This window comes from Thioprofundum lithotrophicum (assembly GCF_055387065.1).
The window spans coordinates 2569903-2596122 of sequence record NZ_AP042379.1 but is presented as its reverse complement, the minus strand read 5'-3'; the positions used below and the strand labels follow the sequence as shown (position 1 = coordinate 2596122).

Here is a 26220-nt window from a genome sequence, read left to right as displayed (position 1 = left end):
CAGTACATAACGCATGTGAGACTCGTGAAAGAATCGTTTGATTGAATCGCTGCTTTTCTGCAATGAGCGCAATACCCTAGAGTTTAGAGCGAAACCATCCCCCTGGCCTGCACGCAACGTGCTGCCAGTTTGGGTTGGTTGCTGCCCAAGAACCGCTACGGCAAGGAAATTTCGGCGTTTTGCTCATCAGGCTGGCCTCCCCGCCAATCTGGCGGCTCGAATTTTTTGCTTTTGCGGTTCCACCAGAGGCGAACCGGTACCTGCTGAAAAACCTGCAGCAGTCCCTTGCGGAGCCGGCCGGCCGTGACCGGATGGTCCTTGCGCCACGGCGAGTGCTGACACAGTTGCCGCACAGCGGCGTCATCCAGATAGCCCAGCAACTGGATGAGCCCATACCCCACCTGGATCAGCTGCACCCACCGATGGAGAGTCTGACGGCTTTGCTGCCAGGCCTCCTTCAGCCCCCAGGCCTGCTTGAGCTGGTGAAACATCGATTCGATTGACCAGCGCCGTCCATAGTCCTCGATCACCTGCTCGGGGGACAGGCTCGTATCGGTACTCAGCAACAGGCGGGGCTTCTTCCACTGCCCCTTGCCGTCCGCATACTCACACCACACCACCCGGACCGGCAAACCACCCAGAAAGCGCGCCAGGACCACCCGGCTTCGATACCGCATCGCCTGTTCCCTGCCATGCAGATGCAGTGTCGTCTCGGTACGCTCAAGCTGGGCGACCCGCTCCGGGGTGTACTTCTCGCCGTACTTGCGAGGGCGTCCCGGCTGTCCCGGACGCCGTTGCGGCGGCTCGGCATACAACCGCGTATCGATGTGTACCTGGCCAATGACGTGGAACCCCCTCGACAGCATGGCCTCGATGAAGCTCCGGCGCATGTACCAGCTATCCACCAGTACCCGAACCGGCATCTCCCCAAGCCACCCGCAAACGGCCCGAATCAATACCCTGGCCGCCACCAGCTTGCCGCTGTTCCCCGACCCCGGCACCAGCCGCAACAGCAGCGGCACCGCCACGCTGCGTGTTCCTTTCCTGAGCACCCAGGCCAGGCTCACCCAGCACTGGCCTCGCACATAGCGCGCCAGATTCGGCTTGTTCCCGTGCTGGTGATGGATTTGGCTGCCCGGGGCCTTCTTCGAGGCCCGCAGCGTCAGCGTGTCGTCAATGGCCAGATACACCACCTCCGGCGACGCCACGTCCCATACCAGGCGGACAAATTGCCGGGCCAGACCCAGCCACGACCACCTCCCCGCCTGGAGCCACTTGTAGTAACTGGTCCAGTGATTGCGCATGCCCAGCAGCAGGTAGGCCTCGGTGACAAAGCCTGCCGGCGTCAGCATGGCGCCTATCAGCAGCTCCAGAAAGGTCCGCACCGACCTTGGGGGTAGCGCGGAGCTCAAAAATGTTATCCAATCACACAGTGGGCGGGGGATACGGCCATATCCCTTGTCCATAGCGGCCTCCAGAAGTGGGGACTTTTCTTCTGAAGGCCGCGCCTTGCATTCCTCTTGCGCTCAAGAGGAATGCAAGGCGCGGCAGCTGCAGGGCTGCCATTTTGTCAAGTCATTTTTGCCGCTTTTTCTGGGGCGTCGTCACTCCGAAACTCTAAACTCTAGGCAATACCGAACGAGCACGGGAAACCAATGCTTCTTTGGTTGCCTCCACGCTGCGACCCAAACGGTGGTTTTTGACGTGATTCCAAACCAGCTCATCCGGATTCAACTCGGGTGAATAGGGTGGCAGATAGAAAATCTTCAGCTGTAGTAGTTCAGACTTGATCTGACAGTTACCGGTTTTTCGGGGGGCGACTGTCAGGTCAAGTCTGAACTACTACACTTGACAAACACCGACTCGCGCCCGCAGTCGGCCCCGCTCGGCATCCACACGGCCTGCCCGCTTCTGTGCCGCATAGTAGCTGCTGCGCGGCAGCTCCAGTACGGCACACAGTTCTTCCACCGGATAGCGCTCTTTGAGGCCGGTGATTACACGCCGTTTTTCAGCGTGTCCGACATCAAGAGCGCGGTGGCTTTTTTTAGGATGTCATTCGCCCTTTCCAGTCGCCGCAGTTCCTTTTGCAGCCGTTGGATTTCCTGCTGCTCCGCCGTCAGCGCCAGGCTGGTCGGCGGCGTGATGCCTGCCCGTTCGTCCCGCAGCTGCTTCACCCACCGCCGCAGGGCCGTCGCGCCAACCCCCATGGCTTCACAGGTTTGTCGGATGCCACAGCCCTGGTCCAGCACCATCGCCGCGGCTTCCCGTTTGAACTCCGTCGTATAGGTCTTTCTCGCCATGTCTTTGAACACCTCAATTGTCGTGGGAGTTTAGCACTCCTCGGGGTGTCCAAGATCAGTAGACCAGAACAATGAGCTGGTTCGGAATCACGTCAAAAACCACCGTTTGGGTCGCAGCGTGGAGGCAACCAAAGAAGCATTGGTTTCCCGTGCTCGTTCGGTATTGCGCTCATTGCAGAAAAGCAGCGATTCAATCAAACGATACTTTCACGAGTCTCACATGCGTTATGCACTGACTTAATATCGGGTGTCTTTTTGCCGGGTTAGTATTTACCAACGCGCCAAAGAAATACCCGCACTAAGCAGCTCATTACGCGCCCTTGGCAGGCCGTCCCCAATAAAATTAAACAGATTGGCCGTGGCCACAGCATCAACAGAAGAGTGCTCGATCCCCACGAGCAGATGACGGAAGTTACCAGCCCCACCAGCCATAATAATTGGAACAGTTATCTCTCCCCCAAGACGGGACAGCACATCCATACAATATCCTTGCCCTGCCCCGTCCTGATCAATAGAGTTCAGATAAATCTCCCCGACCCCCAATTGGAGTACCATTTTCAGCACTGATTCCAAGGATGATTCGACAACATCTCTACCATTGTTAGTATAGACAACATAATCATCATCCGCTCTTTTATAGTCAATAGAGGCAATAACACATTGACTACCATAATGCCGCACCAAATCGCGCACAAACTCAGGGTCTTTATACAATACAGTATTCACAATAATCTTATCAGCACCGGCCTCCATCAGTTGACGCACATATCCAAGGGAAGCAACACCTCCACCAAGTGCCAAAGGCATAAAACAGCCTTCTACTACACGTTCGACATCAGCACAAAATTTATCTGGATCCCTCGCGTCTCGAGTTACGTCCAGGATAACCAATTCATCGATAGATTCAGCAATATGACTAAAATTATAATTTTTTTTCAACCAGTTTACGTCGCCAACACGTTGCAAACGAAAATTCCGGCTTAACATAAATGCCCCTTTATCGTACAACAATGTAAAGATAAGGCGTTTTTTAACCATCAGATTTGTTCAACAAAGTTCCGGAACAGTTTTAGCCCGTTTGACTGGCTTTTCTCTGGATGAAACTGCGTTCCAAAAATATTATCTTTTTCAACGGCAGCCACAAATGCTTCGCCATACCGGCAAATCCCAGCAACTGCATCATGTTCGGCACTCTGCATACGGTAACTATGGGTAAAATAAAAATCTGCCGTCCGGGGAAATCCAGAAAAGAGCAATGAGCCTTCGGAAATTTCAACGCTATCAAAACCCACATGAGGCACTTTCAACCCAGTCTTCAGTTGATTTAAGGAAAACCTTTCAACAATACAGTCTATTAACCCCAACCCATTTGTTGCACCGTCTTCCGTGCTATAGTTTGCTAATAACTGCATACCTAAACATATCCCTAACATGGGAACCTTGCGCTCTTTGACATTTCGCGTGATTGCAAGCCCAAAACCGGTAGAGTGAAGAGTCTCCATTGCGTATTTAAATGAGCCAACCCCGGGTAACACAATCTTGCTCGCGCAATCCAGCAACCTCGGATCAGTCACCACGGTAGGGTCAGCGCCAACATAACGAAAAGCATTCACAACAGAACGCAAATTACCGATACCGATGTCAATAATTGCCAACATGTAACGGCCACCTACTTCACTTCAAATTTTGCTTTCCAACGGCCGTTAACCTTTTCAAACAGATCTTTGTTGGCCCAACGGTCAATAACTGCATTGAAGGACTCCATTGTCATATCATAATAATCTAGATAGAGATCGACAAACTCTTCCGGATAGTGCCCGTCATACAGCCTGACAAGATGTACTGCCTGCTCACGAGTCATTGCGCCACGGCGAATTTCTATGCCAGCATCCTGGGTGGCTCGACCAAAGCCAAATTTAAGGTACATCATATAGGTATGCAGAGAGTAAAGAGCCTGATCATTTTGGGCAAAATTAGTAAATGTTCCATGATTACCTTCGTCTTTTTCTTCAAGCCCGCAATGCTCCTTTGCAACAAGGTAATTTCGATAGGAATCCCAAGGCTCATAATATGACCAATGAGTCAAATATATCTCCTTGCCCTTCATCTCCTGTTTGGATGGAAAACGCCAAAAATAGAGATCTGACTCAGGAACATCATCCAACATACTGATAACCTTGTCATAGCCTCCTTCGAGATAGATGCTCTTCATATATTCAATATCAAACAGAGCACGATCACGTGTTTCAGTTGAACCACCATATTCCACCTCACCATCTTCGCCATAAAAAATGAGAGGAATATCGTAATTCAGAGCTGTTCTAATTATCGATGTCAAAATAGCTGTCAACCAGCCATAATAGGGAAAGCCTTTTTCGACAAAGCCATACTTATTGAACCGACGCATCACTTTACTGTTCGGAGAAATATGCAGGTGGTTGTATCCAGAATCAATGAAATTCCTTAAATTACGCTCCCCCAATTCCAGTGACAACGCTGGACGCACCGTAACGGTTAGCGGGTTCATACCATAAACGTGCTTCAATTGATAAGCAACATAAGAACCATCCTTACCACCACTTACGGGCACAAGACAATCATAACCCCCGCTGCGAGAGCGGTATTTCTCCAGCAAATCAAACAATTCCTGCTTGCGCCGTGACCAGTCCATACGCTTTTTCTCTTCCATCCACACGCAAGCATTACACCAACCCCTTTCATCAAACTCAATGCGCGGTCGCGTAGACATATTGAGACAGTTTTTACACCAAAAAACTTTTGTATTCATTTTCTTCACTACCAATTAGAAATGACATTATGTCAGATTGAGCTATAGTCAAATCTGGTGTACGGCCTGATCAGGCGGCGTCCCTGTTGGTTTCGGTTTCGTCATCGTTTACTTCAATTCCGTCTCTGAACTTCACTCCCTCAATGACCTTGGCCAGGTAGTTGAATCCACGGATCCGGCGCCAGCGTTTCTCGGCGCTCATCCCCAGCTTGTAAATCATGGCCAGCATGGTGTTCCGGCTCACGCATCCCTTGGCCCGGTCTGTCCGGTGTCGTATCGTGGCAAAGGTCGACTCGATCGGGTTCGTCGTCCGGATGTGCACCCAGTGCTCGGCCGGGAAATCGTAGAAGGCCAGCAGGGCCTCCCGGTCCTTCTCAAGGCAGGTGACCGCCTTCGGGTATTTCTCCTGGTATGTCCGCACGAAGTGGTCGAAGGCCTTCTGCGCCGATGCCCGGTCTTCCGCCATCCAGATTTCCTGAAGGGCCTGCCTGGCCTTGGATTGCACCGCCTTGGGCAGGTAGTTCAGCACGTTCGCTGTTTTGTGCACCCAGCAGCGCTGATGCCGGGTCTCGGGGTACACCTCGTCCAACGCCGACCAGAAGCCCAGAGCACCGTCACCGGTTGCCAGTTTCGGGGGAACGGTGAGACCGCGCCCCTTCAGCTCCAGCAGGACTTCCCGCCAGCTCTGGGTCGATTCCCGCACGCCGTCCTCGATGGCCAGGAAGTGCTTCTCACCCCGTTCGTTCACCCCGATGACCACCAGTGCGCACAGCTTCTGGCGCTCGGCGCGCAGACCGCTGTAAATGCCGTCCACCCACCAGTAGACCCAACGTTCCCGGCTCAGGTCCCGGCGGCACCACTCTGCGTATTCCGCCTCCCATTCCCGCTTCAGCCGGCTGATGACCGAGGCCGACAGGCCCTTTGCCTCGGCGCCGACCAGCACTTCCAGCGCCTCCTGCATCTGCCCCGTGGCAATGCCCTTCAGGTACAGCCACGGCAGGGCCGCTTCAACCCGCCGGGCCTTGCGCACATAGGGCGGCACCAGCGAGGAGCGGAACACCACCGGCTCATCCGTCCGGCTGCGCACCTTCGGCACCTTCACCGCCACTGGTCCCACGCCAGTGAGAATCTCCCGCTCCGGCAGGTATCCGTTGCGTACCACCGCCCGCCGGCCCTGTTCGTCCACCTGTCCTTCATACTGTGCCAGCAACTCGGCCAGCTCCGCCTCGATCGCCTGCTGAATCAATCGCTTGGCGCCGGTGCGCAGTAGCTCCGTTAGCGGGTCCTCAAACCCCTCTGGCGACTGAAAGGCAACTACGTTATCTTTGCTCATGGTGGCGTACCTCCTCTGCTGTTCATCAGTTCTGCAAAACCGATTTCAGCAGGGTACGCCGCCTTCTTCAATCCCGCCGTACATCAGAATCAAGCATAGCTCATTTACACTACCAGACACTCCACCCGCCATCTACCAGGATGTTCTGCCCTGTCACATAACTTGACATTTCGCTTGCCAAGAACGCAACGACTCCTTTGAAGTCGTCCTCTGAGGCCATCCGCCTTAATGGTGTCTTGTCAATATAACGACTAACGAAAGTTTCTGGCTGATTACGGAAAACACCTCCCGGACTTATTGCATTAACCCTAATCTTTGGCGCAAGAACGGTAGATAACCATCGGGTAAATTGAATCAATCCTCCTTTACTTACAGCATAAGCTGCAGGATTATTCATAGAAGTTCCTGCATACAACCTCAGATCTGGTCCATATTCGCCGTAAATTGAGGCAACATTAATAATCACACCGTTGCCAGTGGCTTCAAGCATATCACGGCAACCCTGGACAAGCGAAAAAACACTGGTCAGGTTAACTTCAAAGGCTCTACGCCAAGTATTTAAGCTCTGGTCACAGAACTCCACGCTCCAGCCATCTAGATTCGACACACCTACAAACGCCGCGTTATTTATCAATACATCTAATCGGCCGTACAGTGCTTTTACATGCTCTGGAACGGACGCTACCTGCGAATTGTCCTCAAGATCAATAGTTAAATAGTTTACCGTAACGCCGTATTCATCAGTAATTCTCGATGCACATTTTTTTAACCTGGCATCGTCAATATCCAATAACAACAGGCTGGCCCCCAGCTCAGCGAGAGTGAAGGCCATTGCCTGCCCAATATGCCCAGCACCGCCGGTAATCAATACCACGCGATCTGACATATCCATTAACTCATGGAGGCGTTTCACGACAAATCAACCCTCAACATAGATTCAAATCGGATTCAATTTCATTTTGAGCTATATCCCCATGCGGAATTGACCTGGATAAAGTTTTCCAGAATATCGCTATCTGTCGCCAAATAAAAATCAGTATTAACACCGTTTAGTATTGAGGCCGGTGAACGCACATCTTCTATACTGCGCCTTGTGTATGACGTCTGGTCGTGACCAAGCTTCAGTGCAACTTCACCTATAGTCTCTACTGGTTTACGCAATAATTCCTCATATCGAACAATGGTGAGACGCTCATCGGGAAACTTTCCAGATTTAACTACTTTTTTTGCTGTTTCAGCATGCACGCTCCACATGAGACAAGCCCGGCTTTCCGGACTCATTGTTGGCCAACGTGACTCCATATCCAAAGGCACCCAGTAAGGAATGGGCACATTCTGTTCAGTCTTGCGATATGGCCAAAGATCATATTGCAGACCTTCGTCAGTCACCCAACCCTTGCGCAAAATCGAGCGTACAACATCATGACCGTCACGTATCACCAAAACAAGGTGTGACGAAGGCATGGCATGACAGAACAAATCGACAGCATCCATGACGTTAGGCATTTTGACTGCGAGTCGGCTATGTTCACGCCCTATCCATACCAGGGCATCATGACGGTTACCCACCTGTTGCCAGCGACGATTCAATTCTGCCCAACTTATACGATTCAATATCAAGCTATCATCAAAAGGTCGCATATTTACCCCGCGACCATGCACCGATTCCAACAGCAGATCTTCACAAAAATATATCGACAACAAATTACTCGCGACTTTCAACGGAAGTTGGCCAGCAGCATACAGTGAGGTAATCATATAAAAGGTGGGTGGCTCAAAATGATACTCCAGTCCCGCAAGAGAGCCTATAATATTACCCAACAGGGTTGTTCCAGACCGCGGCACACCGGTAATAATAACAGTGTTGCGAATTAATTCTTTTTGTTTATCACTAATTTGCATGGCGACCATTGATATTCTTTCGTTAATCCCAATGAGATGACAATCGTTTTCCTTAAGGAACCTCTAATCAATTGACGCTAACAGCACATATTCGTATCGGCGATCAATATTTCAACAGGGTATAGCAATTAAATTCACGCTGATGATGCTATTTTCCCGAATTTTATGCGTCGAGATGGTTCTATTGAATCCGCTTCCAGCTTCTCATGCGCATTGCATAGCTTTGTTGCCTTGCTCATTGAGTCAGATATGTCAATACCGAATAGATTCAAATCCAATTTTCAGCACAACCCAAACAATCTTCCTCACACACGGTGTTTGTCAAGATAGTTGTCGCAATTTTCAAGCTGCGATTCTCTCGTTTTCCGGCCCGTCTTCTGCCTGGGGCCGGTCGGGATTCAGCCACACCTCCCCGACCGGCTCCCAGTTACGGGTGGCGCCACTCCAGCGTGCCGGATGCCGCTGTCGGGCGGCTTCGTACACCGCCTTGCGTTGGGCGAGGATGGCTTTGTCCCGCCCCTCATGCCGCTCGTTCGGCATAACGAGCTTCAGGGCACTGTGACGATGAGTCCCGTTGTACCAGGAAACAAATTCATGGACCCATTCCCGCGCGGCCTCCAGGCTCTCGAAGGGCTTGCCGGGCCAGGCCGGGGTGTACTTCAGGGTCCGGAACAGGCTCTCCGAGTACGGGTTGTCGTTGCTCACCGAGGGTCGGCTGAACGAGGGCACCACGCCCAACTGTTGCAGGGTCGCCATCAGGGTGGCGCCCTTCATCGGCGCCCCGTTGTCCGCATGCAGCACCAGCCCCGGGCGGGCGATCCCCTCGGCCAGACAGGCCCGGCGGACGAGCCCGGCCGCCAAATCGGCCAATTCCTGCCCATGCACTTCCCAGCCCACGACCTTGCGACTGTAGATGTCCATCACCAGGTAGAGCCGGTAGAAGGCGCCGCGTACGGCACTGGCCAGGTAGGTGATGTCCCAGCTCCACACCTGGTTCGGCGCCGTGGCGCGGTAGCTCTTCGGTTTCGACGGCCGCTTTGGGGCCTGGGCCCGGCCCCGGCGGTGAAGCTGTCCGGCTTCGTCCAGTACCCGGTAGAAGGTCGATTCCGAGGCCATGTATTCGCCCGCATCCGCCAGCAGGGGCACTATCTGCGACGGGGGCAGGCTGGCGAATTCCGGTCGGTTGCACAGGGCCACTATCTTCGCTCGCTCGGCCTCGCTCAGACGGTTGGCCGGCACCGGGCGGGCGGCCTCAGGCCGGCGGTCGGACTCGATACCGCCTTCCCGGGTCCAGCGCTGATAGGTGCGGGCGCAGATGCCCAGGATTTCACAGGCCTTTTCCTGCCGGGCGCCCTGAGCCATGGCTTGTTCGACCAGCTCGAGGGCTCTGCGGCGATTCGGGGTGCTGATCATGCGTCCTCGCCTTCCCCCCAAATCGCCTCGGCTTTTTCTGACAACACCAGCAGGGCGGCGGTCTCGGCCAGGGCCTTTTCCTTCTTCTTCAGCTCCCGCTCCAGGGCCTTGAGCCGTTCCCGGTCGGCCTTGCGTTCAGCCCGGAGGCGCTCGGCCTGCTGCCGGTCCCAGTCGTTGGCCTGCTCGCAGGCCCGGCGCCAGGCCTGCACCTGTTCCGGGTACAGGCCCCGTTCCCGGCACCAGGCGGACAATTCGGTTTCGTTCAGGGCAGCCGTCTTCACTACGGCGGCGAACTTGTCCGCCGCGCTCCAGCCTTCGGGGCTCTGGTCGCCATCAGGCAGCAGGCGGCCCTCGGCCCGGGCGGCTTTGCGCCAGTTGTACAGGGTGGCCTCGGAGATGCCTTCTTCCTCGGCCAGCACCGGGATGCTGCGGTTGTGCGGCGGCAGCATCTTCCTCAGTACCGCCTCTTTGCGTTCGGGTGTATAGCGCATGGTTGCTCCTCGTTCCGCCCCCTCAAGGTCTATTAGAGTCCCACATCGGGGAGGCGACTTCTATCCTGACAGAGGGGGGGAGGCGACGATGTCGATGTAGAAGATCTCATCCGCACCCTGTGCGTAGTACTTCTGCGCGAGTTCTGCAGGCAGTCCCATCTTGCGTAATCCCTCGAAATGGACGGGTTTGACCACATAGGGTGGCTTGACGTCCAGTTTGGCTATCACTCGCATTAGCAATCTCTCAACTCGGTTGCATTCGGTTTATCAGCTCGGCAACGTGGGCAGTACCCTGCCCAACCCCAGTGCTTGGTAGTCAGGTGCCTCAGTCCCTTCATCATCCAAAAAGATGCGTGCCCATAGTTCCACCGCAATCAGGGCTCGAATCTCACGGGTATAATTAGCCATACCAACCTGGTGAGCATTGTAAATGGCACGCACAGCATCGGGTCGAAATATACCACGGTTCAGGGTTCTTTCATCAAACAGTACCGCTTCAACAAAGGAAACAAGAGCACCGCGAAACCACTCACCTACCGGCACGGTGAACATCTGCTTTTTTCGATAAGCAAGATCGTCACCGATAAGATCGCGAACTGCCTTCTTGTAAAGGTACTTGGTCTCGCCGTTTCGCAGCTTCAGATCACCGGGTATGCGGAAGGCGAGTTCCATCATTCGCCAGTCGAGGAAGGGTGTACGAGCCTCCAACGACACTGCCATGCCCATGCGATCTGGTTTCACCAGGTTGTTACCGGAAAGGAGCAACTGCATATCGATATAGAGAGCCTGGTTAATTCGATCCATACCCTTTGCCTCATCGAACAAGGGTGCGACCACATCGAAACTATCATAAGCAGCAACACCAGCAGCGAAATCTGCAGTGTAGAGGCTGGCTTTATCGTCATCGTCAAACAAGCTAAGATTTCTGTAGTAGGCACGCTGGAAAGTAGCATCATCTGCTACGTCGGCTCCGTTGCCGGTAAAGAAATGCTTGTATTTATCGTATCCAGCAAACAGCTCATCGGCGCCGTCGCCGGTAAGCACCACCTTCACCTCTTCGGCAGCTAGTTGGGCAACGTGCCAGGTAGGTAGAAAGGAGATATCGCCATGAGGCTGGTCACAGTGCCATATGGCAAGCGGCCAGAGATCGAGCATGTTAGCCTTGACCTTCCGCAGGGTATGATGGGCGCCAAAGCGTTCGGCCGCCGCCGCGGCAAAGGGTGACTCGTCAAAACGTGGCTCGTGAAAGCCAATTGCATAGGTGCGCACCGGGTCTTCGAGATGGTGGCTCATTACTCCCACTACGCTGCTGGAATCTACTCCCCCGGAGAGAAAGGCGCCAAAGGGAACATCAGAGCGCAAGCGCAGACGAACGGCATCGTCCAGTAGGGTGTTGAACTGCTCGATCCACTCTTCCTCGCTATGGTACTCAAACTGTTGATTCGCAAGGCTCCACCAGCGGTTTGTGGTTACCCCATTGGCATCGATACGCAACCAGTGGCCAGGCGATAGGTGAACCACATCTTCAAATATGGTAAGCGGCTGGGGCACATAGTTGTACGTAAGGAAGTGGTGCAGAGCTACGTTGGACATACGCCGTTTGATACCGGCACGCAACAATGACTTGATTTCTGAGGCAAACAGCAACCGGGTGCCATCGTTATGCATGTAAAGCGGCTTGACACCAATACGATCGCGAGCGAGGTAGAGCGCCCGTTCGCGACGGTCGAATATGGCAATCGCAAACATGCCGTTGAGGCGGCTTAGCATCTCGATGCCGTCGCGTTCGTAGAGTCGCAACAATACCTCTGTATCGCAGTGGGTGGTGCAGGGGTAGCCGCTGGCGGCAAGCTCCTCAGCCAACTCGACGTGGTTGAAGATTTCACCATTCTGTACGACTACCACTTGACCATCGGCAGAAACGAAGGGCTGGTGACCTCCGGCGATATCGAGAATAGAAAGGCGACGATTTCCCAGGGCGCAACCCTGGTCGAAATGGATACCCACGTCATCTGGTCCACGATGGACCAGGATTTGCCCCATAGCCTCTATCCGTTCTCGCGAAAGCTGACTGCCATCACGGCTAAAGTAGCCGAAAATTCCACACATGATCAGAAACTTCCCGTACTAAGCATGCAGTTCGTCGCGAAACAAGAATATCGATAATTCACTTCAATTTTTCTGTTTATAACGCAAGAATATTTTAACAGGCTGTTGAAAAATCCCGATCGAATACGGCCAACTCTATCCACCCAGAAAACCTGCACCCGCCGTATTCAGCAGACAACTGCGTATTTTGGCTGGATTCGGGTGATTTTCTGCCCAAAATCCGTGTTTCAGGCACATCAGCCCTCTGGATGACACGCATCAGCATGACACCACCCCCAGATTGCGCATCCGAACCAGGTTGTAGGCCGCCAGAGTCAGCATGAATTGAAACTCCAGCTTCTCCTTGCCCACAAACCGGCTCTTGCGCAAACCACCCACGGTCTTCAACCAGCCAAAGACCTCTTCAATCCGCTTGCGGATTTTCTGGCTTTGCTGATAACCCGGGTGGCGGGTCGTGCGTCCGTCAATCGCCGACGCACGCCGGGTGTCATTCTGGGCCACGTGGGGCGTGATATTCCGCTCTCGCATCTGCGCCACGAAGTCCTGCGTGTCGTAGTTCTTGTCCGCGCCCAGCGTGGCTCGACCTTCCACACCGAGCGCATCCACAAGTTCGACGGCGGCTTCCCGTTCGGCCGTGCCCGTCGCCTGGGTCACCTCGCCTTCCACGACCAGGCCATGCCGGTTTTCCATCATGGCATGGCCCATGTACGACAACTTCGCCGCCGTCCCCGCGCTTTTCTTGAACAGCAGCGCGGCCGGGTCGGTCTTCGATTCATGCGTGTCGCGTGAGCGCTTCTCGCCCCGGAAATCCACCGTGGGATTGCGGCCTCCGCCCCCACCACCCGGCGGCTCCGATTCGTCCTTCGGGCGATAGCTCTTGTGCGAGGCCAGCGCTTCCAGCAGTGTGCCGTCCACGCTGAAATGCTCTTTCGACAGCAGGCCCGCCGCTTCGGCCTGGGCTCGCACTTCGGCAAAAAAGCGGCGGGCAATGTCCCCTTCCAGAAGCCGGTCCCGGTTCTTGCTGAAAGTGGAGTGGTTCCAGACCTCGTCATCCATCGAGAAGCCCACGAACCACCGAAACAGCAGGTTGTAGTCGATTTGCTCCACTAGTTGCCGGTCGCTGCGGATGGTGTACAGGGCCATCAGCAGCTGGGCTCGAAGCAGTTTCTCCGGCGGAATCTAGGGCCGACCGTGTTCGGCGTACAAGGCCGCAAAATCGTCGTCCAGCCGCTCCAGTGCCTTGTCCACCATCTCCCGGATGGGCCGCAGCGGGTGGTCCGCCGGGACGCGCTCCTCTGGAATGACTGCACTGAACAGCGTTTCTTGATGTGTGTCGGGTCCGCGCATCAAGGAATGCTCCAAAACAACAGAATCAGGGCCATTGTGGCGAAATTGGGGGCTTTTTCAACAGCCTGTTAAATCAGACTTCTGATAAATCGCGAACAACCGATATTACACTTTCAATAAATTGCAAACGATCTTTTTCTGTCTCCGAAGCATTACGTAGCCGCAATCTTTTTTCTTCTTCTCGCAACTCGCCAATTGCAACGGCAAAATCACGCTTGGCCTTAAATTTACTAAGAGACTCACCGGGGCGTTGAAAAGTCCTGGATAAAATAACTGAGCTCGAACCCAACCTTACATGTTCTGACAAAACAATGGCGCCAGACAAGAGTCCTTCATTCATTCTTGCAATCCCGCCAAACCCAAACTCAACACCGGCATCCCGTGCTTGTTGTGCCATTTTATCCATCATTCCATTTATCAATGGCTCAAACATAAATTTCATATTCATTTCCATATGCAAATCATTAAAGCCGATATATATTTCATCAATCCCAGGCAACTGCACAATAGATTGAAATTGATTGACTGCTGAAACGGTTTCCACTAATGGAATTACTCGGACACGACCATCGACATAGGCAACAAACTCAGAAACTTGCTCTACTTCCTTGAACATCGGAAGCATTAGAATGTCTGCCCCAGCATCAATCGCATTATCAATTTCTTCCGGTGTATTTTCATAAAGCGGATTCAGTCTAACAAGAAGCTCTGAATCCGGGATTGCAACCCTTACTTTTGCAATATCATCGATGTAATGGCCACTAATCAAGGTGTCACGGTGACCCTGCCTTTCCCATTTGCCATTAATCTCCAGATCAACAAATATTCTATCAACACCGCTCGCTACGGCATGCTTTGCCTTTTCAGGGTCGTTGCAGATCAGCATTAGTTTGAGCATCACACTGACCCTTTCAAAATTCCCGTTTTAGATGGCGATGCAGCCCCATGCTCAATGCACCGACGGCAAGCATAATCGCAACCACTATTGCAGCAAGCGTCACGTTCAAAAATACGTTGCCCTTGAACCATTCTGCAAGGACAAGACAACCTTCTCCGACCACCAGCATAATCAATACCGCACGCATCAGATTTATATTTAACAACAGGGAACTCACACTTATACCATGCCTGCGTTTCAACAGAACAAGCTGGAAAAATAGTACAAATACGTATATCGATACCACAGCAATCATCAGACCTTCCAGTTGCCACAAATCTGCAAACTTCCAACTCAATGGCACAAAAAGAACAATAGCAACCAGATTGATTGGCACCATAGCCTTCGTGTCACGTTTGGCATTAAATATAGCCACAATAACACTGGACAGGCCCTGTATTGGTAGCGCAAACAAGCCAATAAACAATAGACGGCCTATTATTTCCGTCTGCTCATTTTCCATTTTCCCCCAGCCGAATACAAGCCGGGATATATCTTCGCTAAACCAGCCCAGTGGTAACAAAACGGCCAATGCAATAACAACAACAGCACTCAGACTCGTCGTAATCATGTCGTAAGACTCATCTCTATTGCGAGAAAAGCTGTCCGATAACAACGGAAATAATCCGACAGCCAATATTGTTACCGTTACTGATAATGGAAACTCAACCAGTCGGGAAGCATAATTAAATAATGCAATCGCACCTTCACCATGTAAAGAAGCGATTGCCCGGGCAATTACCGGTAAGGATAATAACAATCCGCTGGCCAAGACTGCATAAAAATACCTGCTGATTACCGTGTGTTTCAGCAACTGCCAACGAAAACATCTCCAAGCAAGACCGATTCTGGGCAAAACTAGGAACTGACTCCCTAAACGTAACATTCCGCCCAATATGATAAACAGCCCCAACAACTGTAATTGCCATGCACTATTTGTAAAGAATAACAAACCAGCAACGACTGTCGTATTAAATATAAATGTTCCCATTGCCGGTACAGCAAAACGACCGGTTGCTTGCAGATAGGCAGTTGAAACACCTGCCAGTGTCGTCAAGGGGATAACCCATAAAACCAGATCCATCATCGCTGCAGCCTGCTCCCTGGCCGCCAATGGAAAACCGGGCGCCACAGAAGACACCAATGCATCAGAAAAATATACTAATAGTCCTGCTAGTGCAGTGAACATAATACCAATAACCAAGCTACTCTGCACAAACAAGCATTGACTACGCATTCCCCTCCCAAGCCGAGAAAACTCTGGTATCAGCGCAACTGACAAACCACCACCCACCAGAATATTAACTAGAAAATCAGGTATCGTGAGCAACAGAACAGCGACATCTGCATCCGCAGTAGCTCCAAACCTAGATGCCAAAACTGCTTCACGAATAAAACCCAAAAAACGCCCACATAGAATACCGATGGATATCCATATACTGTTAGACAATAATTTGTGTTTCCAATCTTGCAACTAACTTGACTCAATCATTGCATAAATTTGTGGAACGATAGTCGAATCTGATGTACGCAGCGTTCAGGCGGCGTCCCTGTTGCTCTCGGTTTTGTCGTTGTTTATCTCAACCCCATCTTTAATTTTTCACAATCTTGCTGACGTTGGTCAGGTGATTGAATCACCGAATTCGACGCCAGTGTTTCTCAGCGCTTATCCCTGATACTCATGACTTACCGGTTGTGGCAGTTTGAAAATGCAAGGGCCTTGAGAGTAAACCCATGGCGCATCGTCTCACACCGAGAAAAATAAGCGGCATTAGTCCAGTGAGCGCTGTTGCGGCGGCGGACCACCCAAAGACGCCAACAAAAACGGCGGCGGCATTGATACACAAGGGAGCGATCAGAGGGCTGCGCTGGACGACCAGTTTCAACACCAGCGGCAACACCGACAATAGCAGAAAACCTGCAGTCATCATGACAGCAATGATAACGCCGAGATCTCCACCCGACAGTTTAAGAATAGCCCCATATCCGTGCGACAACATGTTCACAACAGAGCCGCCATAAAAACCCAAGTTCTTTTTGATAAATATTTTCAAAAACGGCCCTACCAGAAACAGTAGAAACAGGGTTACGATCATCCCGAGCCACATGTCTCTCACACGTATCCGAGGAAACCGGGAAATCCCAAGCGCAAGCAAAAACAAAACGATGATCCCGTTACCAACAGCTAGCGTACCAGAACTGACAGACGTAAAAAATAACCCCAGAAGAAAAAGAAAAGAAGTGGTTGCCACGCGTGGCACATTAGCAATGAGGTAGCGCACCTGCGCAAACATAATCAAGGAGATTCCCAAGAAGGCAAAAGCCAGCCTGCCATTCATGAAAAACGTCACCGCACCATATGCAAGCAGATACAAGAAATACCAGTTACCAGCCACCTTACCTTTATGGCCAGAAATCATGACTGTAGTCACTGCCAGTATGCGCGCGGTTAGAATAACAAGAAAAACCACATACCAGGAGAAGACCTCGTTTGCCTCAGCGCCCAATAACTCTGATAAGAATATTGCAGGATAAACGAGCACATATCGAGTCGCGTGGGGATTCGCCAAAATTGATCGCCATCCTTCCCCCATCAGAACAGTAACCTGAGACCAGATGTAAAAGTGCTTGTCGTAGATCAAAAGCACAATGACATACGTTATAGTCAAGAATGCGTTCACATATCCAGAACGTGTCATATTTTTGGCTTCTTCATTACTGCCCCATAAACCTCACAAAAACTGTAATGCAATTTGAAGATTTCCAATTCAATGACGAATAAGCAGCGGAGTGACGTAGCCAAGGCTAATGATTGCTATATTTTTATGTCAGTCCTTGAAACAATCAATCTACTCAGGAATACGCAAAACATATCCATTTAGGCATTATCACCGGAAAGGGTTTCTCTGACACGAAACATAAACTCGGCAACGAATGCCGACAATAACGCCAAAATGAATGCCAGAAAACCACCCGCAGAGACGATCATCTTGTATTGCGGCTTGCTTGGCATTGGATCAACCAAAGCTTGTTGGTCGATGGTTACTGCCTTGATCTTCTTTTCGTCAATATGGATGGACTTGAGGTGCTGTAATTTTTCTTCAAGTGCTCTCAAGCCGTTTACGAACGGCTCGATATCTTTTCGGGATTCCAAGGCAGTGATTTCTGCCTTGAGGGTTTTAACGCCTTTAAAATGACCCGATAGTTTTTGGTTGCCGATCAGTTCTACCGGATCGGTTATACGATCAAGCAAAGGGTTATCTTGCATCTGATTTTCTCAGGCTTTGCCTGAAATGGGCAATGAATACGAACATCATTCCCAGCATGATGCCGAGAAAAGTGCTGATAACAACGATCGAGCCCTTGCCCAAACCAACGGGTTTGATGGATTGTTGGACTGGGCTGGAGAAGCGGGTTTCGACGAGATTCTGTAGTTTGTCCTGGATGGACTTGATTTCGATTTGTTTTTTCTGGATCCGATCCTTGCGCGATAGTTGGAAGTCTTCGAATTCGGAGTGGAGTTTCTGCAGTTCGCGTTTTTGTTGTTCGACGGAGCGGATGATTGCGGTTTTCTGGTTCAAGAGGCTTTTCTTTTGTTCTTCGGCGGTGACTTGGAGATATTGTTCCAGTTCGGATACGCGCTTTGTGAGGCGTTGGATTTCGCCGGTAATCATCGACTGGGTGAGGAGTTTCTGACTGCTGTCGCCGGATTTATCCGAGAACAGGTTGAGCTGGATTTTGCGGAATTCGGCAAGTTGGATGTTGGCTTTTTCCAAATCCTTCAGTTTGATATTGCGAAGCCTGTTCAGACCTGCCATCTTTTGATCAACGAGTTCGATCTTGTTCTGAAGCTCCTTAAGCTTATTCTGCTTGGCGGAGATTCGGTTCCGGAATGACTGCACCTGGGTGTTGAAACGGCTATCGTCCTGCAATTTTTGGAGGTCGATTTGGGCCAGTTCCAGTTTCCGCAGGAGCTGGTTACGGAAGTTCTGAAACATGGGGGAATGGTTCTTCCTGAGCAACGAGAGAACCGCCTGTTGTGCCTCTTTGTGGATATCGGCGTCTTCTTGCTGGCCTTTGGATTTAAGTAGTACCACGTTGGCATCCTTGGGGATCGATGCCTTGATCTCAAACACCTTTTCTGGACCCCACTTTTCTGCAATTTGATGCTGCACGGTGGGTATGAAGCTGTTTTCGATTTTACTTTTGGCAGTTTCGGGATTTTCAATGACGCCAGATCCGGTACGTCCAATCTCGATTGTACTTTGGTATTCGTAGTTTTGTGGGAGCGTCAATGCCAAAGCAATGCCGACAAGAAGGACGATAACGAAGGTGGCATAGAAGACTTTTTTGTGCTGGCTGAATATGTGGACGATATCAATGAGGCTGATCTCATCATCGGGTTGTTCGGTGATGAGGTATTCTCGGGGAATGAGCATATATTTTTCGTTATCGGGTGTAATACGTTCCTGATTCATTTTGGGTGCCAGAGATGAGTTTTTTCGTCAGGTGTTGTGCTGTTTGCCAGTGTCGGTCGATTCGAGGCCATTGGCATTGGCAAAACTGGTCCTTGGTAGCGGCTCAGCTGTGCTTGAGACGCTACCAAGGGCAAATCAGAATTCGAGAAACTTGAGTAACTTGGATATCGGGCATGTACCCGAGAGGGCGTGTCGTATTCGATTTTGAATATTTTCTATCTTCCAGATAAATCTGCTGCACTGATGCGTGAACGCACTCTATATCATTGATTGTGCAAAGTTTCTTCGGCTCTGCTGGCTTAAACCGGCTCATATCCGCTTTTCTGGCCGCGCTCTGTGCGTCAGGGGCGCGGGATAATGGCCTCCTGGCAAGCGGTGATATTGCCGGTTCCCCATGTACCTGTGATGATGGTGCTGCCTAGGGGATCGGCGGGGTTTGTGGATGTCAGGCTCAGGGTGTTGCCATTCAGGGTGATTGTGCCTTCACGGAGAACACCGTCTGAATCCGTGGTGATGTTTGCTGTGGTCCCCGTATAGGATTGGTTATTTATGTTGATTTGGGCCTGGTCTCCTGTGCCGCTGACGGTAGCCTCGTAGCTTGTTGCGACCACATTTCCGGTATTCTTCTGTATTGCGATGGAGATTTCAGCCAACATTGTGTCGGTTTCGATAATGCCACGGTAGTAGGTGTAATTTGCCGGGTTGTATGTGGTTGCATCGACATAGGTACCAATTTTGGAGCCAGAGAAGACACCAACCTGGTCGCTGGGACTGGAACCATTGATGTTGTAGGTTCGAACCCATGTCCCGGAAAAAACGATGCCCGTGAATGTAGAACTGGTATCGAATTCGTAACGATGGGTTGCATCGAAGTTCCCGGTGTAGGTCATTTCGGTTTCATAGGAAACTGTTCCACTGACAGAATCAGTTTGTATGAAGCGGAGTTCACTAGCATGATCCGAGCGGATCACCGGGATATTTTGAGTCAGGTCAAATGTGGGATTACCGGTGTCATCCAGTACCGGCTCACCGGTTTGTGGATCAAAATAGATGGGTTTGAGGTTTCGGGCATTAGTCGCGTCATACAGAATTGTGCCGGTGTGGCGATATACCTGGTCCGGGGCCTTGGTCAAGGCCAGCATGGTGCCGTCGCTTTTAAGGAAGAATATCCACTGACCGTTGTTGGTGTTTCCACCATTCTGTTCGTAAGTGCCCTCATATGCGCCGGAATAGGCGCAGGCGATAGAGGCATTGAGGTGTTTCTGGATTGTGGCTGCATCCACGAGAGCACGGTTAGCGGCATTGTACGCTAGTACATCCGGTGTAACATCCTGGTCGATATCATTGAGAAAATTCGAGTTGAATCGGACAGTCCAGTCATTAGCAGCCTGCTGCAAGTTGGCATTGATCTGGATGCCGTTAACAAGATTCGCGTCATTGTCCAGATACACCAAAAATCGGCTGATATTCTGGACGGTGGCATTCCCGGTGTGTTTACCACTGACCAGGTCAACCGGAGTGACGATTTCTCGTCCGAGAGTACTGCCGACCGTGACCTTGCCCAGTTTGGCGGTGAAGGTTTTCCCGACCTGATATTGCATGTAACCGTCTTCAGCGGTAACGCCATTTGCGGAACCGGCGGTGTAGCTTAGGCCCTGGACAGTTGAGTCGATGAAATAACCGTCATTGATGATGGTCGGCAAGGTATTGCCGGTGCCGGATTCTGGAGCGGCGCCACCACAAGCCGTCAATTGGATTGTTGATATGGTCACAAAAATCAGGAAGTTAGCCAGCCTGATGATTCGGGGAGCGGTGTTTTGCGTCATGGATTTGGCACCTGTTTGCGATTTTTCGAGTTAATTTGCAAACGGTGTGCCAGATCATGGTGCGGGTTTGTCTGCTGCTCCGGTCGGGGTGGGTTGTCGCGGCTTGCGCCGCTCCTACGATTTTGCCGGCATTTCCATGTGTTGCGCGGCAGGGAGTGGTTTTGACACGCTACCGCCCTGCCTAGCCAATTGGCGGGCATGGGAGTTGAGCGTGGAAGCCGTTCCTTGGCTTCGTTGAGTTCTTTTGTCGCGGCGGGGGCGCCGATCCTACGGTTTTGCCGGCATTTCCATGTGAGGCGCGGCAAGGATTGGGTTTTGGCACGCTACCGCCCTGCCTGGCCAATTGGCGGGCATGGAAGGTTGGGCGTGGAAGCCGATCCATGGCTTCGTTTGATTTTGGTGAGTGATTCCCCTCACCCTAGCCCTCTCCCCCAAGGGGGAGGGTTTCTGCTTCGGTCTACTTCCTGCCTCCTTGCAGTTTTGGTTTATCCCTCACCCCAACACTCTTCCCTTGAGGGGAGAAGGGCTGTTGGTATTGTTTCTGGACTATTCAGGTGCCTGCGGGTTTGAGGTTGTGAATGTCCAGAGTGGCCAAGGTGTTCTTGCCGACGATGTCGAGCAGGATGGCGGCGCGTTCGTTGCTGCGCCGGGCCTGGAAAATGCCTTCGTAACCGGCGAAAGGGCCGTCGATGATGGTGACCTTGGCACCGGGGGCGAAATCTTCGGGCTCGGGCCAGCGCTGGAGGCCGTGTGCGTCTTCGTTGGCGCGCAATTGAGTGACCAAATCGCCGGGAACCTGGGCCGGGAATCCGCCAAAGGTAACCATCTTTGAGACGCCGATGGTGGAGCGGATCGGGGACCAGTTGTCGGTAACGGTGTTCAGGTTGATGAACAGGTAGCGCGGGAAGCAGGGTTCGATGACGGTCTGGTAGCGGCCGCGGCGCCGGCTGGTGCGGGACAGCAACGGCAAATAGGTTTCATAACCCTGACGATCAAGGTGATCACGGGCCAGGGTTTCGTTGCGGGGTTTGGTATAGACGAGATACCAATTGCGTTGTGTATTGTTCACTTTCTGCCCCCCTTGTCTCGCGCTCTGGCGCTGACTTTCCGAAGTTCCCTGATTTCTTCCTGCAATTCCCTGATCTCGTTCTCTTTTTCCACCAGAAACCGAGCGGCGATTCGTGGCAGTTCACGAATACCTAGCGGCGTAAGGGTATAGATATAGGGAATGGTGGGTGAACGTCTTACTGCTTCATGGATTCTGATTAGTCCCTTTTCCAGCAAGAGCTTGATGCTGGTATTGGCCTTGCCGAGGCTGATGCCCAGGTTTTCGGCCATGTCCCGTTGACTCAGCTGGGGGGTTTGCTGAATCAACTGGAGGAGTTTGTAGGCAACTTCGTCCAACACGATGCAGTTCCATTGCGTTCACAGCTTGAACACTAATACAGGCTGTTAACTTTGTAAAGTGTCTGGATGGGATTTATCGTAAGGAATTGTTTTGATGGAATTTTTATCATACTTCCGTGTGGGTTGTGCGTGTTTTCTGATTGTTGCCGGATTTGTGAACGAACTCACACTTTTATCGTATTTGATACGTTTTATAGGTTCAAGTGGTTTTATTGGAAAATTTGGTAATGTTGGTCACATTCGAAGTGATATTGGTGGTGGTGAGTGCAGAGTTGTTTTTCCCCACTGACAGGATAGAAGTCGCCTCCCCCTCGAAGTGGGGTCATTTTATTTACCGCGGTTTGGTGGGTCCGCTGCGCTTGACCCACCCTACGCAAGGGGTAGCGGGTGGCGGGTAGCTGGGGACGGGTAGCGAGGGGTTAAGTGATGGGATCCGGGAGGCCGAGGGCGGTGGTTTCGAGGTGGCGGATTTCGTCGCGGAGGCGGGCGGCGGCTTCGAATTCGAGGTTTTGGGCGTGTTCGAACATTTGTTGTTCGAGTTGGCGGATTTTCTTTTGCAGTTCGTCGGGGGTGAGGGTGGCGTAGGTGAGGGTTTCCTCGGCGACTTTGGCGAATTTTTGACCACTTGCAGCGGGGCCGTAGGCGCCTTCCATGATGTCGGCGACGGCCTTGGTGATGGTGGTGGGGGTGATGCCGTGGGCTTCGTTCCAGGCGATCTGTTTGGCGCGGCGGCGTTCGGTTTCGTCGATGGCGCGCTGCATGGAGCCGGTGACGGTGTCGGCGTAGAGGATGGCGCGGCCGTGGGCGTTGCGGGCGGCGCGGCCGATGGTCTGGATCAGGGAGCGGTCGGAGCGCAGGAAGCCTTCCTTGTCGGCGTCGAGGATGGCGACGAGGGAAACTTCGGGGATGTCGAGGCCTTCGCGCAGGAGGTTGATACCGACCAGGACGTCGAATTCGCCGAGGCGCAGGTCGCGGATGATTTCGATGCGCTCGACGGTGTCGATGTCCGAGTGCATGTAGCGCACCCGCACGTCGTGCTCGGTGAGGTAGTCGGTGAGATCCTCGGCCATGCGCTTGGTGAGGGTGGTCACCAGCACCCGTTCGCCGGCGGCGGTGACCTTGCGGATCTCCGAGAGCAGGTCGTCCACCTGGGTGGTGGCTGGGCGGACTTCCAGTTCCGGATCCACGAGGCCGGTGGGGCGGACCACCTGTTCGATGACGGCGCCGGAGTGGGCCTCCTCGTAGGGGCCGGGGGTGGCGGAGACGTAGATGGTCTGGGGTGCCAGGCGTTCGAATTCCTCGAACCGGAGGGGCCGGTTGTCGAGGGCGGAGGGCAGGCGGAAGCCGTACTCGACCAGGTTCTCCTTGCGGGCCCGGTCGCCGCGGTACATGGCGCCGAGCTGGGGGATGGTGACGTGGGATTCGTCGATCACCAGCAGGGCGTCGTCGGGCAGGTAATCGAGGAAGGTAGGCGGCGGCTCGCCGGGGGCGCGGCCGGAGAGGTAGCGGGAGTAGTTCTCGATGCCGGAGCAGTAGCCCATTTCCTGCATCATCTCGATGTCGAAACGGGTGCGCTCTTCCAGGCGCTGGGCCTCGACCAGCTTGTTGGCGGCGCGGAGCTGTTCGAGGCGTTCGGCCAGTTCCGCCTTGATCTGATCGATGGCCTTGAGGATGGTTTCCCGGGGCGTGACATAGTGAGTCTTGGGATAGATGGTCAGGCGCGGCACCTTGCGCAGCACCTCGCCGGTGAGGGGGTCGAAGTAGCTGAGCTGATCGATCTCGTCGTCGAACAGTTCGATGCGCACGGCGTCGCGCTCCGACTCGGCCGGGTAGACGTCGATGATCTCGCCGCGCACCCGGTAGGTGCCCCGCTGAAGCTCGGTGTCGTTGCGGGTGTACTGTAGCTCGGCCAGGCGGCGCAGGATCTTGCGCTGGTCGATGCGGTCGCCTCGATCCAGGTGCAGGACCATGTTGAGGTAGGCGCCGGGGTCGCCGAGGCCGTAGATGGCGGAGACCGTGGCCACGGTGATGGTGTCGCGCCGCTCGAGCAGGGCCTTGGTGGCCGACAGGCGCATCTGCTCGATGTGCTCGTTGATGGAGGCGTCCTTCTCGATGTAGGTGTCGGTGGAGGGGACGTAGGCCTCCGGCTGGTAGTAGTCGTAGTAGGAGACGAAGTATTCCACGGCGTTGTCGGGAAAGAACTCCTTCATCTCGCCGTAGAGCTGGGCCGCAAGGGTCTTGTTGTGGGCCAGGATCAGGGTCGGGCGCTGGAGCTCCTGGATGACGTTGGCGATGGTGTAGGTCTTGCCAGAGCCCGTGACGCCAAGCAGGGTCAGGCCGGCCTCGCCGGCGCGCAGGCCCTCGACGATGTGGCGGATGGCCTCGGGCTGGTCGCCAGCGGGCTCGTAGGGGGCCTGGAGTTGAAAAAGTCGGGTCATGGCATTCTGTGACTGGCGGGAATCGAGTATGATATCAGGGTTTTACGCCCACATCGCAACAGGAACAGCAGCTTGGACATCCGCCTCTCCGACCGGGTTCAACGGGTCCGCCCCTCCCCCACCCTGACCATCACCGCCCGCGCCAACGCCCTGCGCGCCGAGGGTCGGGACATCATCGGCCTGGGCGCCGGCGAGCCCGATTTCGACACCCCGGAGCACATCAAGGACGCCGCCATCGAGGCCATCCGCGCCGGTTTCACCAAGTACACTGCCGTGGACGGCACGCCGGAACTGAAGCAGGCCATCGTGGACAAGTTCCGTCGGGATAACGGACTGAACTATACCCCTGATCAGATTCTGGTCTCCTGCGGGGGGAAGCAGAGCTTTTACAACCTGTGCCAGGCGCTGCTGAACCCCGGCGACGAGGTGATCATCCCGGCGCCCTACTGGGTCTCCTACCCCGACATGGTGCTGCTGGCCGACGGTCAGCCGGTGATCGTGGAGACCGGCATCGGGGAGCGGTTCAAGATTACGCCTGAAAAGCTCGAGGCGGCCATCACGTCACGGACCCGGCTGCTGGTACTCAACAGCCCGTCCAACCCCACGGGCATGGTCTACAGCCGCGCCGAGCTGGCGGCACTGGGCGAGGTGCTGCGGGCACACCCGCAGGTGCTGGTGGCCAGCGACGACATGTATGAACACATCTACTGGGCGGACGAGCCGTTCGCCAACATCGTCAATGCCTGCCCGGATCTGTATTCGCGGACCATCGTGCTCAATGGCGTCTCCAAGGCCTATTCCATGACCGGTTGGCGGATCGGGTATGCGGCAGGGCCACAGCCGCTGATCGCGGCGATGAAGAAGATCCAGTCCCAGAGCACGTCCAATCCGGCGTCCATCTCCCAGGCGGCGGCCACCGCGGCGCTCAATGGCGGGCAGGAATGCATCCAGATCATGCTCGAGGCCTTCAGGGCCCGCCACGACCGGGTGCTGGAACTGCTCAACGCCATCGAGGGCGTGACCTGCCTGCCCTCCGAGGGCGCCTTCTACGCCTTTCCGGACATGCGCGAGTTGATCTCTAGGCTGCCCGGCATCGATGACGACGTCCAGTTGGCCGAGTACCTGATCGAGGAGGTAGGCGTGGCGCTGGTGCCGGGGTCGGCCTTCGGCAGTCCGGGATTCGTGCGGCTGTCGTTTGCGACCAGCATGGAGAATCTGGAGGAGGCGATTGGGCGGATTGCGCGGGTGGCAGGGAACGGGTAACCGGGGAGGATGATTGTCGCGGCGAGGGCGCCGCTCCTACGGACACAGGGGCAATGCCAATCCGGGCGAATCGCGGCTTGCGCCGCGCCTACAATCCAATTCCGGGATGTCGGGATATTCCTACGTGATATGACTGTAATGACTGACAGATCCGGCAGACCGGCTACGGTATCGTATTGCCCAACAAG

General features: G+C 53.5%; 21 protein-coding genes and 2 pseudogenes. 1 reads left to right on the top strand and 22 read right to left on the bottom strand.

The genetic code is table 11. The annotated features are described in order from the left end of the window. Window positions 1–155: 155 nt before the first annotated feature. The 22 genes and pseudogenes from ACZ5BH_RS12380 to uvrB form a co-directional block, all read right to left on the bottom strand. Window positions 156–1466: an IS701 family transposase gene (locus ACZ5BH_RS12380; RefSeq protein ID WP_464889571.1), complete on the bottom strand. Its 1311-nt coding sequence runs from the start codon at window positions 1464–1466 to the stop codon at window positions 156–158. Between the two features lie 228 nt (window positions 1467–1694). After that, window positions 1695–1773 (bottom strand): annotated as a pseudogene (locus ACZ5BH_RS12375) (transposase); the annotation flags it as partial. 221 nt (window positions 1774–1994) lie between these two features. Then, window positions 1995–2300 carry a transposase gene (locus ACZ5BH_RS12370; protein ID WP_464889570.1) on the bottom strand — a complete coding sequence of 102 codons (306 nt, stop codon included), beginning with the start codon at window positions 2298–2300 and terminating at the stop codon, window positions 1995–1997. Between the two features lie 270 nt (window positions 2301–2570). Continuing rightward, entirely contained in the window at window positions 2571–3338 is a 768-nt protein-coding gene (locus tag ACZ5BH_RS12365; RefSeq protein WP_464889569.1) for a HisA/HisF-related TIM barrel protein, read from the bottom strand. Then, on the bottom strand, window positions 3338–3958 hold the full coding sequence (hisH, locus tag ACZ5BH_RS12360; RefSeq protein WP_464889568.1) for an imidazole glycerol phosphate synthase subunit HisH: 621 nt from the start codon (window positions 3956–3958) through the stop codon (window positions 3338–3340). The genes ACZ5BH_RS12365 and hisH overlap by 1 nt, the downstream gene beginning before the upstream one ends. A gap of 11 nt (window positions 3959–3969) precedes the next feature. Beyond that, on the bottom strand, window positions 3970–5088 hold the full coding sequence (locus ACZ5BH_RS12355) for an N-acetyl sugar amidotransferase (protein ID WP_464889567.1): 1119 nt from the start codon (window positions 5086–5088) through the stop codon (window positions 3970–3972). A 70-nt stretch (window positions 5089–5158) separates the two neighbouring features. Then, window positions 5159–6421: an IS256 family transposase gene (locus ACZ5BH_RS12350; protein WP_464889566.1), complete on the bottom strand. Its 1263-nt coding sequence runs from the start codon at window positions 6419–6421 to the stop codon at window positions 5159–5161. 109 nt (window positions 6422–6530) lie between these two features. Continuing rightward, window positions 6531–7334 carry an SDR family oxidoreductase gene (locus ACZ5BH_RS12345; protein ID WP_464889565.1) on the bottom strand — a complete coding sequence of 268 codons (804 nt, stop codon included), beginning with the start codon at window positions 7332–7334 and terminating at the stop codon, window positions 6531–6533. A gap of 41 nt (window positions 7335–7375) precedes the next feature. Further along, entirely contained in the window at window positions 7376–8332 is a 957-nt protein-coding gene (locus tag ACZ5BH_RS12340; protein ID WP_464889564.1) for a sulfotransferase, read from the bottom strand. Between the two features lie 333 nt (window positions 8333–8665). After that, a protein-coding gene (locus ACZ5BH_RS12335) for an IS3 family transposase (protein WP_464889563.1) occupies window positions 8666–10227 on the bottom strand; the annotation gives its coding sequence in 2 pieces (ribosomal slippage) (window positions 8666–9765 and window positions 9765–10227; 1563 coding nt in all). Between the two features lie 60 nt (window positions 10228–10287). Beyond that, a complete protein-coding gene (locus ACZ5BH_RS12330; RefSeq protein ID WP_464889562.1) occupies window positions 10288–10461 on the bottom strand; it encodes a HisA/HisF-related TIM barrel protein in 174 nt (57 codons plus the stop codon). 33 nt (window positions 10462–10494) lie between these two features. Next, window positions 10495–12336 (bottom strand): asparagine synthase (glutamine-hydrolyzing), encoded by a 1842-nt coding sequence (asnB, locus tag ACZ5BH_RS12325; RefSeq protein ID WP_464889561.1) that lies wholly within the window; start codon window positions 12334–12336, stop codon window positions 10495–10497. Window positions 12337–12594: 258 nt separating this feature from the next. Then, a pseudogene (locus ACZ5BH_RS12320) lies at window positions 12595–13683 on the bottom strand (IS5 family transposase). 73 nt (window positions 13684–13756) lie between these two features. Continuing rightward, the gene (locus ACZ5BH_RS12315; protein WP_464889560.1) at window positions 13757–14581 is read right to left on the bottom strand and encodes an aldolase/citrate lyase family protein; all 825 of its coding nucleotides are present in this window, start codon (window positions 14579–14581) and stop codon (window positions 13757–13759) included. A 13-nt stretch (window positions 14582–14594) separates the two neighbouring features. Further along, window positions 14595–16094, bottom strand: coding sequence for a murein biosynthesis integral membrane protein MurJ (gene murJ, locus ACZ5BH_RS12310; RefSeq protein ID WP_464889559.1), 1500 nt, complete (start codon window positions 16092–16094; stop codon window positions 14595–14597). A gap of 205 nt (window positions 16095–16299) precedes the next feature. Then, window positions 16300–17301, bottom strand: coding sequence for a hypothetical protein (locus ACZ5BH_RS12305; protein ID WP_464889558.1), 1002 nt, complete (start codon window positions 17299–17301; stop codon window positions 16300–16302). 197 nt (window positions 17302–17498) lie between these two features. Beyond that, window positions 17499–17888: a hypothetical protein gene (locus tag ACZ5BH_RS12300; RefSeq protein ID WP_464889557.1), complete on the bottom strand. Its 390-nt coding sequence runs from the start codon at window positions 17886–17888 to the stop codon at window positions 17499–17501. After that, complete coding sequence (locus ACZ5BH_RS12295; RefSeq protein ID WP_464889556.1) at window positions 17878–19059, bottom strand: GumC domain-containing protein; 1182 nt, start codon at window positions 19057–19059, stop codon at window positions 17878–17880. The genes ACZ5BH_RS12300 and ACZ5BH_RS12295 overlap by 11 nt, the downstream gene beginning before the upstream one ends. A 380-nt stretch (window positions 19060–19439) precedes the next feature. Next, window positions 19440–20924, bottom strand: coding sequence for a hypothetical protein (locus ACZ5BH_RS12290; protein ID WP_464889555.1), 1485 nt, complete (start codon window positions 20922–20924; stop codon window positions 19440–19442). Between the two features lie 550 nt (window positions 20925–21474). Continuing rightward, on the bottom strand, window positions 21475–21993 hold the full coding sequence (rfaH, locus tag ACZ5BH_RS12285) for a transcription/translation regulatory transformer protein RfaH (RefSeq protein ID WP_464889554.1): 519 nt from the start codon (window positions 21991–21993) through the stop codon (window positions 21475–21477). Continuing rightward, window positions 21990–22331 carry a MarR family EPS-associated transcriptional regulator gene (locus tag ACZ5BH_RS12280; protein ID WP_464889553.1) on the bottom strand — a complete coding sequence of 114 codons (342 nt, stop codon included), beginning with the start codon at window positions 22329–22331 and terminating at the stop codon, window positions 21990–21992. Before ACZ5BH_RS12280 ends, rfaH begins: the two co-directional genes overlap by 4 nt. Window positions 22332–22750: 419 nt before the next feature. Beyond that, complete coding sequence (gene uvrB / locus ACZ5BH_RS12275; RefSeq protein WP_464889552.1) at window positions 22751–24769, bottom strand: excinuclease ABC subunit UvrB; 2019 nt, start codon at window positions 24767–24769, stop codon at window positions 22751–22753. 72 nt (window positions 24770–24841) lie between these two features. Between uvrB and ACZ5BH_RS12270 the strand changes: the two genes are divergently transcribed. After that, a complete protein-coding gene (locus ACZ5BH_RS12270; protein ID WP_464889551.1) occupies window positions 24842–26032 on the top strand; it encodes a pyridoxal phosphate-dependent aminotransferase in 1191 nt (396 codons plus the stop codon). Window positions 26033–26220: the final 188 nt, after the last annotated feature.

Bases quoted from the DNA above. Each gene is read 5' to 3' on its own strand.
- uvrB (WP_464889552.1), bottom strand. From the start codon at position 24,769: ATGACCCGACTTTTTCAACTCCAGGCCCCCTACGAGCCCGCTGGCGAC.
- ACZ5BH_RS12355 (WP_464889567.1), bottom strand. From the start codon at position 5,088: ATGAATACAAAAGTTTTTTGGTGTAAAAACTGTCTCAATATGTCTACG.
- ACZ5BH_RS12380 (WP_464889571.1), bottom strand. From the start codon at position 1,466: ATGGACAAGGGATATGGCCGTATCCCCCGCCCACTGTGTGATTGGATA.
- ACZ5BH_RS12295 (WP_464889556.1), bottom strand. From the start codon at position 19,059: ATGCTCATTCCCCGAGAATACCTCATCACCGAACAACCCGATGATGAG.
- asnB (WP_464889561.1), bottom strand. From the start codon at position 12,336: ATGTGTGGAATTTTCGGCTACTTTAGCCGTGATGGCAGTCAGCTTTCG.
- hisH (WP_464889568.1), bottom strand. From the start codon at position 3,958: ATGTTGGCAATTATTGACATCGGTATCGGTAATTTGCGTTCTGTTGTG.
- ACZ5BH_RS12300 (WP_464889557.1), bottom strand. From the start codon at position 17,888: ATGCAAGATAACCCTTTGCTTGATCGTATAACCGATCCGGTAGAACTG.
- ACZ5BH_RS12350 (WP_464889566.1), bottom strand. From the start codon at position 6,421: ATGAGCAAAGATAACGTAGTTGCCTTTCAGTCGCCAGAGGGGTTTGAG.
- ACZ5BH_RS12365 (WP_464889569.1), bottom strand. From the start codon at position 3,338: ATGGTTAAAAAACGCCTTATCTTTACATTGTTGTACGATAAAGGGGCA.
- ACZ5BH_RS12315 (WP_464889560.1), bottom strand. From the start codon at position 14,581: ATGCTCAAACTAATGCTGATCTGCAACGACCCTGAAAAGGCAAAGCAT.
- ACZ5BH_RS12290 (WP_464889555.1), bottom strand. From the start codon at position 20,924: ATGACGCAAAACACCGCTCCCCGAATCATCAGGCTGGCTAACTTCCTG.
- ACZ5BH_RS12330 (WP_464889562.1), bottom strand. From the start codon at position 10,461: ATGCGAGTGATAGCCAAACTGGACGTCAAGCCACCCTATGTGGTCAAA.
- ACZ5BH_RS12370 (WP_464889570.1), bottom strand. From the start codon at position 2,300: ATGGCGAGAAAGACCTATACGACGGAGTTCAAACGGGAAGCCGCGGCG.
- ACZ5BH_RS12340 (WP_464889564.1), bottom strand. From the start codon at position 8,332: ATGGTCGCCATGCAAATTAGTGATAAACAAAAAGAATTAATTCGCAAC.